This window comes from Aeromonas sobria, assembly GCF_050266975.1.
In the GTDB taxonomy this organism is placed as follows: Bacteria; Pseudomonadota; Gammaproteobacteria; order Enterobacterales; family Aeromonadaceae; genus Aeromonas; species Aeromonas sobria_B.
The window spans coordinates 38,897-52,609 of sequence record NZ_JBKISU010000028.1; the positions used below are offsets into that span (position 1 = coordinate 38,897).

General features: G+C 67.3%; 12 protein-coding genes and 1 pseudogene. 5 read left to right on the forward strand and 8 right to left on the reverse strand.

Going from position 1 to position 13,713, the window contains the following annotated elements:
* Positions 1-35 precede the first annotated feature (35 nt).
* The 3 genes from katG (at position 36) to ACLHZ1_RS15555 (ending at position 3,505) form a co-directional block, all read left to right on the forward strand.
* Positions 36-2,213 (forward strand): catalase/peroxidase HPI, encoded by a 2,178-nt coding sequence (katG, locus tag ACLHZ1_RS15545; RefSeq protein WP_427262816.1) that lies wholly within the window; start codon positions 36-38, stop codon positions 2,211-2,213.
* A gap of 161 nt (positions 2,214-2,374) precedes the next feature.
* Positions 2,375-2,770 carry an acyl-CoA thioesterase gene (locus ACLHZ1_RS15550; protein WP_408796221.1) on the forward strand — a complete coding sequence of 132 codons (396 nt, stop codon included), beginning with the start codon at positions 2,375-2,377 and terminating at the stop codon, positions 2,768-2,770.
* A gap of 33 nt (positions 2,771-2,803) precedes the next feature.
* A complete protein-coding gene (locus ACLHZ1_RS15555) occupies positions 2,804-3,505 on the forward strand; it encodes a hypothetical protein (protein ID WP_427262817.1) in 702 nt (233 codons plus the stop codon).
* A gap of 265 nt (positions 3,506-3,770) precedes the next feature.
* On the opposite strand, the gene ACLHZ1_RS15560 is transcribed toward ACLHZ1_RS15555, so the two are convergent.
* Positions 3,771-4,517, reverse strand: a complete 747-nt coding sequence (locus ACLHZ1_RS15560; protein WP_427262818.1) for a lipase secretion chaperone — start codon at positions 4,515-4,517, stop codon at positions 3,771-3,773.
* Positions 4,514-5,425, reverse strand: a complete 912-nt coding sequence (locus ACLHZ1_RS15565; RefSeq protein WP_427262819.1) for a lipase family alpha/beta hydrolase — start codon at positions 5,423-5,425, stop codon at positions 4,514-4,516. The genes ACLHZ1_RS15560 and ACLHZ1_RS15565 overlap by 4 nt, the downstream gene beginning before the upstream one ends.
* Before the next feature lie 214 nt (positions 5,426-5,639).
* Here ACLHZ1_RS15565 and ACLHZ1_RS15570 point away from each other — a divergent pair, with 214 nt between their 5' ends.
* Entirely contained in the window at positions 5,640-6,083 is a 444-nt protein-coding gene (locus ACLHZ1_RS15570; RefSeq protein ID WP_427262820.1) for a DUF2753 family protein, read from the forward strand.
* A 17-nt stretch (positions 6,084-6,100) separates the two neighbouring features.
* A complete protein-coding gene (locus ACLHZ1_RS15575; protein ID WP_427262821.1) occupies positions 6,101-6,718 on the forward strand; it encodes a superoxide dismutase in 618 nt (205 codons plus the stop codon).
* A 72-nt stretch (positions 6,719-6,790) separates the two neighbouring features.
* Here ACLHZ1_RS15575 and ACLHZ1_RS15580 read toward each other — a convergent pair.
* The 6 genes and pseudogenes from ACLHZ1_RS15580 to menD all read right to left on the reverse strand — a co-directional run.
* Positions 6,791-7,555 (reverse strand): annotated as a pseudogene (locus ACLHZ1_RS15580) (SanA/YdcF family protein); the annotation flags it as partial.
* Between the two features lie 208 nt (positions 7,556-7,763).
* Entirely contained in the window at positions 7,764-9,158 is a 1,395-nt protein-coding gene (locus tag ACLHZ1_RS15585; RefSeq protein ID WP_427262822.1) for an AMP-binding protein, read from the reverse strand.
* Positions 9,151-10,080, reverse strand: coding sequence for an o-succinylbenzoate synthase (gene menC / locus ACLHZ1_RS15590; protein ID WP_427262823.1), 930 nt, complete (start codon positions 10,078-10,080; stop codon positions 9,151-9,153). The genes ACLHZ1_RS15585 and menC overlap by 8 nt, the downstream gene beginning before the upstream one ends.
* Complete coding sequence (menB, locus tag ACLHZ1_RS15595) at positions 10,080-10,940, reverse strand: 1,4-dihydroxy-2-naphthoyl-CoA synthase (RefSeq protein WP_427262824.1); 861 nt, start codon at positions 10,938-10,940, stop codon at positions 10,080-10,082. The genes menC and menB overlap by 1 nt, the downstream gene beginning before the upstream one ends.
* An 84-nt stretch (positions 10,941-11,024) precedes the next feature.
* Positions 11,025-11,777, reverse strand: coding sequence for a 2-succinyl-6-hydroxy-2,4-cyclohexadiene-1-carboxylate synthase (gene menH, locus ACLHZ1_RS15600; RefSeq protein ID WP_427262825.1), 753 nt, complete (start codon positions 11,775-11,777; stop codon positions 11,025-11,027).
* 183 nt (positions 11,778-11,960) lie between these two features.
* Positions 11,961-13,691 (reverse strand): 2-succinyl-5-enolpyruvyl-6-hydroxy-3-cyclohexene-1-carboxylic-acid synthase, encoded by a 1,731-nt coding sequence (gene menD / locus ACLHZ1_RS15605; RefSeq protein ID WP_427262826.1) that lies wholly within the window; start codon positions 13,689-13,691, stop codon positions 11,961-11,963.
* Positions 13,692-13,713: the final 22 nt, after the last annotated feature.

Below are 13,713 nucleotides of genomic sequence, written 5' to 3' on the forward strand. Positions count from 1 at the left end.
TCTGGTTATGGAAAGCAGAGCAAGTGAGGAAAACAATGAGCAACAATTCAGAACGTTCCCAAGGAAAATGCCCTGTCATGCACGGAGGGACCACGGCCGCCGAGATGGCGAACATGGAGTGGTGGCCCAAGAGCCTGAATTTCGACATTCTCCACCAGCATGACACCAAGACCAACCCCCTGGGGCAGGACTTCAACTATCGCGACGCACTCAAGACCCTGGACGTGGATGCCCTCAAGCGGGATCTGCTGGCCCTGATGACCGACAGCCAGGATTGGTGGCCGGCAGACTGGGGCCACTACGGCGGCCTGATGATCCGCATGGCCTGGCATGCCGCCGGTACCTACCGCATCGCCGATGGCCGTGGCGGTGGCGGCACAGGCAACCAGCGTTTCGCGCCGCTCAACTCCTGGCCCGACAACGCCAACCTGGACAAGGCCCGTCGCCTGCTGTGGCCCATCAAGCAGAAGTACGGCAACAAGATCAGCTGGGCCGATCTCATCCTGCTGGCCGGCACCCTGGCCTATGAGTCCATGGGGCTCAAGACCTTCGGCTTCGCCTTTGGCCGCGAGGATATCTGGCACCCGGAGAAGGATATCTACTGGGGCGCGGAGAAGGAGTGGCTGGCGCCCACCAACAACCCCAACAGCCGCTACTCCGGGGAGCGGGATCTCGACAACCCGCTGGCGGCGGTGATGATGGGGCTGATCTACGTCAACCCGGAAGGGGTGGACGGCAATCCGGATCCCCTCAAGACCGCCCATGATATCCGGATCACCTTCGCCCGCATGGCGATGAACGATGAGGAGACGGTGGCCCTGACCGCCGGCGGCCACACCGTGGGCAAGACCCATGGCAACGGCGATGCCAAGCTGCTGGGTCCCGAACCCGAGGGGGCCGAGATCGAGGATCAGGGGCTCGGCTGGCTCAACAAGACCGGCCGCGGGATCGGCCGCAATACGGTCACCAGCGGCATAGAAGGGGCCTGGACCAGCCACCCCACCCGCTGGGACAACGGCTACTTCGACATGCTGTTCGGCCACGAGTGGACCCTGACCAAGAGCCCGGCCGGTGCCTGGCAGTGGGTGCCCATCGACATCAAGGAGGAGGACAAGCCGGTCGACGTGGAAGACCCGTCGATCCGCTGCACCCCCATCATGACGGACGCCGACATGGCCATGAAGGTGGACCCCGAGTACCGCAAGATAGCCGAGCGTTTTCGCGACGATCCCGCCTACTTCTCCGACACCTTCGCCCGTGCCTGGTTCAAGCTGACCCACAGGGACATGGGACCCAAGAGCCGCTACCTGGGGCCCTATGTGCCGGCTGAGGATCTGATCTGGCAGGATCCCGTGCCCGCGGGTCGGCGGGGCTATGACGTGCAGGCCCTCAAGGCGCAGATCCGCGGCTGCGGCCTCACCATAGGGGAGATGGTCGCCACCGCCTGGGACAGTGCCCGCACCTTCCGTGGCTCGGACATGCGCGGCGGCGCCAACGGCGCCCGCATCCGTCTGGCACCGCAAAAGGATTGGGAGGGCAATGAGCCGGCCCGGCTGGCCAAGGTGCTCAAGGTGCTCGAGCCCCTGGCCACCGCCAGCCAGGTGAGCCTGGCGGACGTGATCGTGCTGGCGGGCAACGTGGGCATCGAGCTGGCGGCCAAGGCGGCCGGCATCGAGCTGACGGTGCCCTTCAGCCCGGGCCGGGGCGATGCCAGCCAGCAGCAGACCGACATCGACTCTTTCGAACCCCTCGAGCCTCTGCACGACGGTTACCGCAACTGGCTCAAAAAGGACTATGTGGTCAGTGCGGAGGAGCTGATGCTGGATCGTACCCAGCTGATGGGGCTGACCGCCCATGAGATGACGGTGCTGGTGGGCGGGATGCGGGTGCTGGGCACCAACCATGGCGGCACCCGGCACGGGGTCTTCACCGACAGGGAAGGGGTCCTGACCAACGACTACTTCGTCAACCTGACCGACATGGGCAACGTCTGGCAGCCCAGCGGCAAGCAGAGCTACGAGGTGCGGGATCGCAAGAGCGGCGCCCTGAAGTGGACGGCGACCCGGATCGATCTGGTGTTCGGATCCAACTCTGTGCTGCGGGCCTACGCCGAGGTCTATGCCCAGCAGGATGGCCAGGAGAAGTTCGTGGCTGACTTCGTTGCCGCCTGGACCAAGGTGATGAACGCCGATCGCTTCGATCTCATCGGCTAAGGCCGGTACCCGGCGCCCCGCACAGCCCTCTGTGCGGGGCGTCTTTTTGTCCGGGCGCCGCCCTGGCACGCCATCCCTGTCCCTGGGCCCCGCAGATGGGGTAACATCCTGACTCGCTGATGATGGCCACGCGCCCGTTCACCCACCGACAAGGAGTCACCATGCTGGAGATGCAGATCCACCCCCGCTTTCAGGAGACGGATGCCCTGGGGCACATCAACAATACGGTGCCGGCCGTCTGGTTCGAGTCGGCCCGGGATCCCCTGTTTCGTCTCTTCTCCCCGGATCTGGACGTGGGGGACTGGCACCTGATCATCGCGGGCTACGCAGTGCAGTTCAAACGGGAGCTCTTCTATGGCCAGCCGGTCACCATCAAGACCGGGGTGAGCCGCATCGGCGCCAGCTCCTTCACCCTCTGGCAGGAGGCCTGGCAGGGGGGCGAACTGGCGGTGACCGGTGAGACCACCCTGATCCATTTCGATTATCAGACCCGTCAGTCCGTGCCCCTCGACGAAGGGCAACGGGATGGACTGCGAGCCTGGTTGCTCGAGCGTTAACTCAAGGCCTAAGGGCCACATCACAGGACACGTATGCGCAAGATCCTTCTCGCCGGAGCCCTGGGGCTCTGCTCTCTCTCTGCCCTGGCCACGCCCCTGGCACAGCAATTCTCCCTGATAGAGAAGGGGGCCGAATATGGCCTCGACACCCGGCTGATGAGCCATGACGGTGTGGACATCCAGGCCTGGGTCGACGGCGTGCCCGTCATCATCGCCGTGCCCATCCGCGACGAGCGGGGCCGGCTGGCCGGCGAGAGCCGTTACTACTTCAAGGGGGGCAAGCTGTTCGGGGTCAAGGAGCCCGCCGCCCAGTTCGCCTTCGACGATGACGGCACGCTGACCCGGTGGCTCGATGACAAGGGTGAGCCGGCGGAGTTCGTCAGCAAGATGAGCATGGCGCAGCGCGAAGCCTGGCTCACCAAGCGGGCCGCCGAGCTGAGCGCGCTGTTTGCACCCAGCCCGGCGGAGCAGAAAGCCGAGCGGGGCGGGGTCAAGCTGAAGGGGGCCGATCTCGCCCACTGGCTCTGCAACGGCAAGCTGATGGCCCTGACCGGCGGCGACAAGGTGATCTTCGAGCAGGAGAAGGTCAAGGCCACGGCAGAGGGGGTGGCGGGAGAGGTCTCCCTGCGCCGGGAGGCCGGGTGGCAGGATCTGAGCCTCAGGTGCGAGGTGCAGGGCACCCGGGTCACCCGCCTCACCTGGCAACCCTTGCCGGGGGCCAACAAGCCGCGCTGAGACGGGGCCAAGACATGACCAACACACGGGGCCCAAGGGCCCCGTGCTTGTTGCGACCCTAGCTGCATGGGGCGGCGCCGGATCCGGCGTGATGGGGGAGGCGCCATGACCAGGGGTCGGCAGCCGGGCCGGGTGGTCACAGCGGCGCTGATTGTCCCTGACGCAGCCGGGCCGGATGGTTATTGCTGCGCTGACTGCCCCTGGCGCAGCCGGGCCGGGTGGTCACTGCGACCCTGATTGCCCCTGACGCGGTCAGGTTGGGTGGTTATTGCGGCGCTGATTGCCCCTGGCGCAGCCGGGTCAGGGCCGCCACCCGGCGCCACTGGCTCTCGGGAAACCAGGCCGCCAGCAGTTGCTGGTTCGCCTCGGGGGCGGGATCCCCCTGGGCGGCGAGGGCCGCCAGGTAATCGCCGAGCCGCTGCTCGAATGCCTGCTGCTCCTGAGCCAGCTGCTGCAGGCGCCCCTGGGCCTCTGGCCCGACCCGCTCCAGCAGGGCGAGCCGCCGCTCCTCCGGGGGCAGGGCATCGATCCGTTGCAGATCCCCGATCAGGCGGCCGTTGCTCTCCGCCTCCTGGAACCAGTCCGGCTGCTCGGCGAGCCAGAGTGCCAGCGCCTCGCCAAGCTGGGCCCGCTCGGCGGGGGGCGCCTCGGCCAGGGCCTTGCGCCTCAAGGTCCACTGCTCCATCAGCCGCTCCTCGGCAAACAGCCTGGTTTGCTCCTCCGGGGTGAAGGCGAGGCGACGCAACTGGTCGCGAGCCTCGAACAGCCGGGTCAGGCTGGCAAGATCCGGCGCCCTGGGCAGGGGCAGCCTGGCCTCCTGCTCGAGGAAGTCCCGGTAGCGTGCCAGCAGGGGATCCTCGATGGGCTGGCCGCTGGCGAGGCGCTCCACCAACTGCTGGCGCAGGGTAGCGCCTGCGGGTTGGGCGTCGGCCGGGTCGCTACCCTGTTGGTACAGGGCGTGGCCGAGCAGGGCGCACAGCAGGCCCAGGGCCGCCAGGGCCAGGCCCCTCACAACCCCATCTCCTTGAGACGGTTCGCGTGCTGGCGGTAGAGGCTGACCGGATCCGTCTCGAACAGGTGATGGATGCCGAAGGACTGGTTCACCTCGTCCAGATGATTCATGCGGTAGTGGGTGCCGATCACCTTGCCGAGGTGGCTGCTGCACACCCCCACCAGGCCGTCATTGGCCTCGCCGAAGAAGGTCCCCGTGAGCACCAGGGCTGGATCCACCGGATCCAGGATATTGGTCAGGTTGCCACGCCCGCTCCAGGAGAAGTAGTAGACGCCGTTGTCGGCCAGGAGGGGCCCCTCGCCACAATGACGGCTTGGCAGCCCTTCCGGGTAGGCGGCGTTGAAGTTGACGGCCCCCGCGCTGGTGAGGGCATCCAGGGCGGCGGTGGGATCCTGGGGCAGATCGCTACCCCCCGAGAGCAGGGAGATGACCCCGGACAGGGCCGAGGCGGCCGCCGCCGCGAGGGCCTCCTCGGCCGAACCCGGGGTGACCCGCATCCGTACCCTGTCCGCTATCTCAGAGCCGAAGTGAACGCCGCCGACGCTGGTGGCCGAGGCGACCAGTTCGGGGGCGACCGAGGCCACGTAGCGAATGGTGGGGCCGCCGTGGGAGTGGCCGATGAGGTTCACCTTGTCGGCTCCTGTCACCGCCAGCACCTGCTGCACCTGGGCCAGCAGCTGCTCGCCGCGCAGCTCCGAGCTGGCGGTGGCGGAGACCTGGGCCACATAGACGCGGGCGCCATCCCGGCCAAGGGCCTGGGGGATCCCGTAGAAGTAATCCACCCCCAGCAACTTGTCGAAGCCAAGCAGGCCATGGACCAGCATGATGGGGTATCGGGTCTGGGTATAGCCGCTCGCCTGGCCCAGCAGGGGCAGGGTGCAGAGCAGCAGCAACCACCATCTCTTCATATCAGCATCCTTGTTGATAGGGTCATGGGTCACGGCCGGCATCATGCCAGCCTGCACAGCATGGCTGGCGAAGGGGCGCCGGGTTGTGGCGGGGATCACTAAACGACCAGGCGCGATCCCCGCTCCCCCATATGGGGTTGCCCGGGTCTGCTTGTCTGGGACCAATTAGTGTGAAATGATAATTAATATCATTCAGATTTGGGCGGGCGAGACGATGGCGAGACAGGACCCCATGGCGCAATGGCGGCACCATACCCGGCTGGCGAATCACCACTTCGCCGAAGGCAATCATCTGGCCGCCCTGCCCGGTTATCGCCAGGCCCTGTTGCTGGCCGAGCAGCAGCTGCTCGACTGGCAGGACGCGGACGAAGTGGTCGCCGCCCTGGTGGTCGCCAGCCACAACCTGGCCGACCTGCTGCTGGCCATGGGGGAGGCGAATGATGCCTGCACCCTGCTCTGCCAGGCCCACCAGCAACTGCTGCACCTCTCCGGCTCTCCCCACTGCCGCAGCGAGCTCAGGACGGCCGCCCTCAATCACAGTCGTCACACCCAGATGGAGCTGCTCGCCTTCCTGCGCAAGCGGGGGCCCAATGCCGCCATCCAGGCCTGCCTCGGACAGTGCGCCTGTCAGGAGCGTGCCGCTCACACCCTTCATTGAACCGCAAGGAGTTGCTTATGAATCATGTCCTGCCCGCCCTGCCCTATGGCTACGATGCACTCGAACCCCATCTGGATGTCCTCACCATGGAGATCCATTACAGCCGCCACCACCAGACCTATGTCAACGGCCTCAACGCCGCCCTGGCGGCGGCCCCCGAGTGGGCCGACACCCCCCTCGAGCAGCTGCTCGGCCAGATAGAGAGCCTGCCCGCCAGCCTGCAGGGGGCGGTGCGCAATCACGGCGGCGGCCACGCCAACCACTCCCTGTTCTGGCAGGTGATGAGCCCGCAGGGGGGCGGCCAGCCCCAGGGGGAACTGCTGGCAGCCATAGAGCGGGATTTGGGGGGATTCGACCCCTTCAAGCAGGCCTTCACCCAGGCGGCCCTGACCCGCTTTGGCAGCGGCTGGGCCTGGCTGGTGGTGACCCCGTCTGGCACCTTGCAGGTGGAGAGCAGCGCCAACCAGGACAGTCCCCTGATGCAGGGGCTGGTGCCCATCCTGGGGCTGGACGTCTGGGAGCACGCCTACTACCTCAAGTACCAGAACAAGCGCCCCGACTACATCGCCGCCTTCTATCAGGTGATCGACTGGGAACGGGTGGCGGACAACTACCGCCTGGCGCTGGCCGCCTGAGGCTGGCCCGCATAGCAAAAGACCCGCCTCGGCGGGTCTTTTCGTGTCAGGGAGGGCGGCTCACTCGACCTGGGTCGCCTGCGCCGCCGAGGGTTGGATCAGCACCTGTTCGCCACTGGCCAGGGGTTCGGTTGGCAGCGGCAGACAGGGCTGGCTCAGTCCCAGGGTGCTCAGGGGCTGGCAGGGGATGGGCTCGCCTATGTTGACCGGCTGGCCGAGGAACTTGGGGCCCTTGTCGAGGATATAGAGGTCGAGCACCCCCATCAGGCGGGCGAACACCTCGCGCACCCGGGTGCGTATGCCCTGATAGGCGCTGGGATCCTGGGCGTTGAAACCGACCGCCTCTATGCCGAAGTGGCGGGCGATGAAGATGGCGCGCTCGTTGTGAAACGCCTGGGAGACCACGGTGAACCGCTCCTGGCCGAACACCTCCCGGGCGCGCACGATGGAGTCCAGGGTGCGAAAACCGGCGTAGTCGCTGTAGATGGCCCTGGCCGGGATGCCCGCCTTGATCAGGGCGCGGCGCATCTGGCGCGGCTCATTGTATTGCAGGGTGGCGTTGTCGCCGGAGACCAGGATGTAGTCCACCTTGCCGTTGTTGTAGAGCTCGGTGGCTGCCCGGATCCGGGTCTGGAAGTAGTGGTTGGTACCGCCGCCTATCAGGTATTTGGAGGTGCCGAGCACCAGGGCGACCCGGTTGTAGGGCACCGCATCCACATCGTCATAGGTGTAGTGACGGCTCTCGGAGACGACCCACTCTCCATAGGCCAGCAACAGGGCGGCGGCACCCAGCAACAGGCAGAGGCAGATGAGCAGTGTCTTGCGAAGCTTGGTCATGGGCGGTCGGGATCTGGCTTGGCGTAGGGAGTGAGTGGCGGCCATTCTATTACATTTTGGCCCCTGCCGTCATGGGGGATGGCCGGCGCCATGGGGTCAGGAGCCAGGGGCTGTCGCAATCGAGCGAGTCTCACTCGGGCCTTTCGAGCGGAGCGGGAGGCCGTTTCCCCGACTTCCCCGCCCAAGGAGCCATGGCGGGCCGCCGGGATCAGGCACGCAGGTTGCGGGCGAGCAGGGTGCGGGAGGGTTTCAGGCTGCCGCCGAGATCCGGCCAGGGATGCCACTGATCCGGCACCATAAAGCCGGGCAGGACGGCGCGGATCCAGGCCGCCAGCTCGGCGTGGGGCACGGGCTCGCCGTGCCAGTCGATAAAGGCGGCGGGTCTCTGCCCCCACTCCTCGCTCGGCACCGGCACCACCAGGGCCTGGGCCACGGCGCCGTGATCCACCAGCCGCTGCTCTATGGTCTCGGGCTGGATGTTCTCCCCGCCCGAGATGAAGAGGTTGTCGAGCCGCCCCTCCACCACCAGCTCGCCTTCGGCGGTGAAATGGCCCTTGTCCCGGGTGTGGAACCAGCCCTCCTCATCCAGCGGCCGCACCAGTTCGCCGTCCTTGAAATAGCCGGCGAACAGGGTGTCACCGCGTACGCAGATCTCCCCCTGTTGAATGCAGACCTCCCGCCCTGGCAGCGGCCTGCCAACCAGACCCGCAGTGGTCGGCAGGCCGGTGCAGACCTGGCTGCCCATCTCGGAGAGGCCGTAGCTCACCTTGGGGGTGAACCCCATGGCGGTCAGCCGTTCGACCAGGGGCCCGGGGATGGCGGCGCCGCCGAGCAGCAGCTCCCGCAGCCGGGTGCGGCCGGGGTCGAACCCTTGCGCCAGTAGCCGCCAGAGCTGGGTCGGCACCAGGGAGAGGTGGGTGATGGGCTGGCATTCGAGGCGCTCCCTGAGGGGCTGGCTGCGATCGTCCAGCACCAGGCTGGCCCCCGCCAGGAAGACCCGAAACAGGATGGCGTAGCCGCCGACGTGAAACAGCGGCAGGGAGAGCAGCCAGCCGCAGGCCTCGTCCAGGGGGATCTGGCTGGCGGAGCCCCTGGCAGAGGCCAGGTGGTTGGCGAGGCGGTGGACCACCGCCTTGGGCGTGCCGCTGGAGCCCGAGGTGAGGATCATGTTGCTCGGCTGGGCCGGTTCAAGCGTCCAGGTTTCTTCACTTGCCGGCAGCTCGCCCGTGAAGTCGAGGATGAGGGCTTGCCAGTCGCCCGCCGGGATCTCCCCCGCCGACCAGAAGGCGCAGACATCCAGCTGTGCGGCCAGCTCGGCCTGTCTGGGAAGGGGGAAGGCGGGATTGAGGGGGCAGAAGACGAGGCCGCTGCGCACGCAGGCCCAGGCCAGCAACACGTCCTCCAGGGCGCCGCGCACCAGGGCCGCCAGCCGATCGCCCGGGGTCAGTCCCGCCTGCGCCAGCTGACGGCACAGGCCGTTGAGCCTGGCATCCAGCTGCCGGTAGTTGAGCGAGCCGTTGCCCTGGATGGCGGTGCGCTCGGGCGCCGTCTGTGCCCAGTGACGCACCGGGCAGCAGAGGGCGGGGGGGGCTTGGTCAGTCACTCAGGTACAGGGTCTCCAGGCAGGCGGGATCGGGCTGGCCATCGGCGCCGAGCAGATCGCTCGCCAGCCAGCGGCGGGTATCCAGGCCAGGGGCCTGCTCCGGCGCCCACTCCCCCGCGAGGCGGGCGAGCTGGCTCAGCCCGACCCCGGATTCGAAGCAGGAGGAGACGACCACCTTCAGTTTCAGCTCCCGGGCGCGGGCCACCAGGGCTTCGCTGTGAGCCAGGGAGCCGAGCAGGGTGGGTTTTAGCACCAGGGCCTTCAGCTGGGGGATGGGCTGCCAGGGCTTGCCCTGGGCCAGCAGCTCGTCGATGGCCACCGGCATGCCGGTACGCTCAGCCACGAAGGCGATGTCGTCGAACTCGGCGCAAGGATCTTCCAGGTATTCGATCCGGTTCGCGTCCAGGTGGCCGCAGAAGGCCCAGGCCTCCTCCCGGGTCCAGCCCTGGTTGGCATCCAGCACCAGCTTGAGGTTGGGCAGGCGATCGCACAGCAGGCGGATCAGCGCCAGCTCGTCGCGCATGGGGTAGCGGGCCACCTTCAGCTTGGCCTTGTCCGGGGTGTGGTGCAGCCAGTTCTTCCAGTGCTTGAGCAGCTCCTGGGGCGCGCCCTGGATGAGGGGATAGGGTTCGGGCAGGGGTGCCGTCTGCACGGGCCAGACCCGGCGCGCGCAGTCGAAGCCGAACTGCACCGAGGGAAGCGCAGGGGCCAGGGGTTGTCCCTTGGCCAGCCGCGCCAGGCAGGCGATGGCCTCGGCTTGTGCCTCGGCCAGGGTCTCTCTGGAGAAGCCAGGCAGGGGGGCTATCTCCCCCCAGCCGTCGTCGATGCGCACCAACAGGCCCTCCCGCGCCACCTCCACCTTGCCGTGGAAGGTCAGGGGTTGGGTAAAGGGCAGTTGGTAGCGATAGAGGGCGAGTGTCATCAGGGATTCCGCTTGTATTTGGAGAAGTCGGGGCGACGTTTCTCGTTGAAGGCGTTGCGTCCTTCCTGACCCTCTTCGGTCATGTAGAACAGCATGGTGGCATTGCCCGCCAGCTCCTGCAGACCGGCCTGGCCGTCGCAGTCGGCGTTCAGCGCCGCCTTCAGGCAGCGCAGCGCCATGGGGCTGTTTTGCAGCATCTCCCGGCACCAGCGCACGGTTTCCCGCTCCAGCTCCGCCAGGGGGACCACTGTATTGACCAGCCCCATGTCGAGCGCCTGCTGGGCATCGTACATGCGGCACAGGAACCAGATCTCCCGGGCCTTCTTCTGGCCGACGATGCGGGCCATGTAGGAGGCGCCCCAGCCGCCGTCGAAGGAGCCGACCTTGGGGCCGGTCTGGCCGAACTGGGCGTTGTCCGCGGCTATGGTGAGATCACACATCATGTGCAGCACGTGGCCGCCGCCGACCGCGTAGCCGGCCACCATGGCCACCACGGGCTTGGGACAGGTGCGAATGTCGCGCTGGAAGTCGAGCACGTTGAGGTGATGGGTGCCCTCATCGTCCTTGTAGCCGCCGTAGTCGCCGCGGATCTTCTGGTCGCCGCCGGCGCAGAACGCCTTCTCACCAAAACCGGTTAGTATGATGGTGCCGATATGATCGTCGTAACGGGCATCGGCCAGGGCCTGCAGCATCTCTTTCACGGTGCGGGGGCGGAAGGCGTTGCGCACCTGGGGGCGGTTGATGGTGATCTTGGCAATGCCATCCAGAGATTTGTGATAGAGGATATCCTCGTAGCCGGCGGAGCAATCTTGCCATTCGACAGGTGCGTAAAGTTCCGCTTCCGTCATTGCTTCAATCATGTGCACTCTCTTCATTTGGTGGATGTGATTGACCGCGCGTGCGCGGGCATCGGACAAATCATCCCGGGCTGGCGGCCTGCCGGCTCATGGGGCGCTCGCCAGCCACTCCCGCAGGAGCCGGGCAAACTGCTCGGGCTGGCTGGCGTGCAGGTTGTGGCCGCCATCCAGGGTCAAGTGATTGATATTGCAGCCTTGCTTCACCAGCTGGCAAGCAAGACCATGGAATTTGTGATCCCGGCTGCCGGAGATCCAGCTTACCGGCAACCGGGTTTTGCCAAGCCAGGGGACGAGATCCGGCTGCCTACCAAGGGAGGTGGCCCGCAGCATGGCGGCCAGGGCCCGACCCTCATTGCCAAGGCGGCTGGCGGCCTGGCGGCCACGGGCGGCCTCGTCCAGATCGGCGAACACCGGCTGGCGATACCAGTCTGCCAAGACCTGAGTCAGGGGTTCGCGCTCGAAGCGCCGGGCCCAGGCTTCGTCGTGTTCGAGGCGGGCGGCGCGCTCGGTCACCGCCAGACCCGGGTGGCAGTTCTCCAGCAAGAGCCCCTGCAAGCCGGCGGGGGACTGGCTGGCGTGATGGAGGGCGAGCCGTCCCCCCAGGGAATAGCCCGCCAGCCGGTAGCGCGTGATACCCCGCGCGGCCAACTCGCCGCAGAGCCAGTCATGGGCCTGCTCAAAGCCGCTTACCCTCAGCCCCTTGTTGCTGCCGTGGCCCGGCAGATCCAGGGCATGGCACTGGACACCCGGCAGGGCCTGGATGACAGGCCGCCAGTCATCGGCATCCCCCAGCAGGCCGTGCAGCAGCACCAGGGTGGGGTGGGCGCTGTCACCGGCCACGGATGCAGTCCCCTAGTGCTTTCAGAACCTCGGTGACCTCACGGTTGCCAGGCACCTTGATGGCCATGGCAGGCTCGAACGTCGACTCAGTGGCCACGGATGCTGTCTCCCAGCGCTTTCAGATCCTCGGTTACCCCATGGTTGCTGGATACCTTGATGTCAGTGTCAGGCTCTATCGTCGACTCAGTGGCCACGGATGCTGTCTCCCAGTGCCTTGAGATCCTCGGCCACCTCGTGACTCGGTACCTTGATTTCAATCAGGGTTACCCCTTTTTCCAGGGCCGCGGCGTAACTGTGCTCGAATTCGGCCAGGGTGGCGGGCGCCCGATAGCCAAGGCCGAACATGGCGGCGGCCTGGGCAAAGTCCAGGCCGTGGGGCAGGCGGTAGTAGCTCTCCAGCAGCTCCCCTCTGGGCACGGGCAACATGCGAAAGATGCTGCCGCCGTCGTTGTTGAGGATGATGACCACCAAGGGGGCCTGCGCCTTGGTGAGCAGGGCCAGGCTGTTGAGGTCGTGCAGGGCGCTGAGATCCCCGAGCAGCAGGGTGGTGGGCTCCTGGCTGGTCTGGGCGAAGCCGTAGGCGGTGGCGATCAGGCCATCGATGCCGGAGGCGCCGCGGTTGGTCATCAGCCGGCTGGGGCCCTTGCCCGGCTCGCCCAGCATGTCCATCAGCCGGGCCGGCATGCTGTTGCCGACAAACAGCTGGCCCTTGACCAGCTGGTTCAGGCGATGGCAGACCCCGAGCTCGGAGAAGCGCGCGCAGGCGCTGCGCACCCGTTGGCTGACGGGGAGCTGGCGCTGTGCCAGCCGGTGCCAGGGGGCGGCGGGCCCGGGCGTCTCATGGGCCTCGAGAAAGGCGCCGGGGAGGCAGAGCAGGCGGCGACGCAGCCGGTAATCGGGGTCGAGCCGGGCCGGTTGCGGGTCCACCAGCCAGTAATCCTGCCAGGGGTGCTGCTTGATGAAGTGGCCGAGCCGCTTGGAGATGAGGCGGGCGCCAAATTGCAGCAGCACCTCGGCCCGGGCCAGCTCGGCGCAGAAGGCGTCATCCTGCAGCGCCATGTCTTGATGGGTCAGGCTGCGGTGGTCGAAGTGGAGCTGGCTCTGCAGATCGGCCAGCAGGGGCCAGCCGAGGCGCTCCGCCAGCTCGGCCACCTGCTGCGCCTGGGCGGGATCCTCGATCCGCCCGGCGACCAGGACGCCGCGTCTGGCGCGAAACGCCGACCAGTCCGGCTGGGTCGGGCAGGGGGGCGGCGCGCTCTGCCAGGGGCTCCAGGGCTGGCCCGAGTGCAACCAGTCGCCGAGGGGGGCCAGGTAGTCGGCAAAGTCCAGGTACTCGGCGCCGGGGTAGAGGGGCTCGGGATACATGCAGTTGAAGTGCACAGGCCCCGGGGTCAGCGCCTGTCTGGCCAGGGCCTGATCCACCGAACTCAGCACGAAGGCGGCCGGGATGGCGGGGGTGGGACTCGGCAGATTCTGCTGGTGGACCGGGTAGCGGGCGAAGATCCCCTGCTGGTCGATGGCCTGGTTGGCGCCGTTGTCGATAAGCTCCGGGGGCCGGTCGGCGGAGAGGATGACGAGGGGCACCCCGGTGAGCTGGGCCTCGGCCAGCGCGGGCCAGAGGTTGGCCACCGCCGTGCCCGAGGTGGTGATGAGGGCGACCGGGCGGCCGCTCCCCTTGGCCAGCCCCAGGGCCATGAAGCCCAGGCCCCGCTCGTCGAAGTGCAGGTGGCGGCGAAAGCCCGGGTGGGCGGCGGCGGCCATGGTGAGCGGCGCGGAGCGGGAGCCGGCGGCCAGGGCGATGTCGCGCACCCCGAGGCGGTAGAGCTCTTCTAGCAGGAGAGAGGACCAGACGTGATTGAAGGTGGCGTGATGGCTGGCAAACGCGCGGTGCTCAGGCAGTTGACTGGCGGGCATAAGGCTCTCGCAGTGGGTCGAT

Excerpts from the sequence above, each read along its gene's own strand:
- katG (WP_427262816.1), top strand. The coding sequence starts at position 36 with ATGAGCAACAATTCAGAACGTTCCCAAGGAAAATGCCCTGTCATGCAC.
- ACLHZ1_RS15550 (WP_408796221.1), top strand. The coding sequence starts at position 2,375 with ATGCTGGAGATGCAGATCCACCCCCGCTTTCAGGAGACGGATGCCCTG.
- ACLHZ1_RS15555 (WP_427262817.1), top strand. The coding sequence starts at position 2,804 with ATGCGCAAGATCCTTCTCGCCGGAGCCCTGGGGCTCTGCTCTCTCTCT.
- ACLHZ1_RS15565 (WP_427262819.1), bottom strand. The coding sequence starts at position 5,425 with ATGAAGAGATGGTGGTTGCTGCTGCTCTGCACCCTGCCCCTGCTGGGC.
- ACLHZ1_RS15570 (WP_427262820.1), top strand. The coding sequence starts at position 5,640 with ATGGCGAGACAGGACCCCATGGCGCAATGGCGGCACCATACCCGGCTG.
- ACLHZ1_RS15575 (WP_427262821.1), top strand. The coding sequence starts at position 6,101 with ATGAATCATGTCCTGCCCGCCCTGCCCTATGGCTACGATGCACTCGAA.
- menC (WP_427262823.1), bottom strand. The coding sequence starts at position 10,080 with ATGACACTCGCCCTCTATCGCTACCAACTGCCCTTTACCCAACCCCTG.
- menB (WP_427262824.1), bottom strand. The coding sequence starts at position 10,940 with ATGATTGAAGCAATGACGGAAGCGGAACTTTACGCACCTGTCGAATGG.
- menD (WP_427262826.1), bottom strand. The coding sequence starts at position 13,691 with ATGCCCGCCAGTCAACTGCCTGAGCACCGCGCGTTTGCCAGCCATCAC.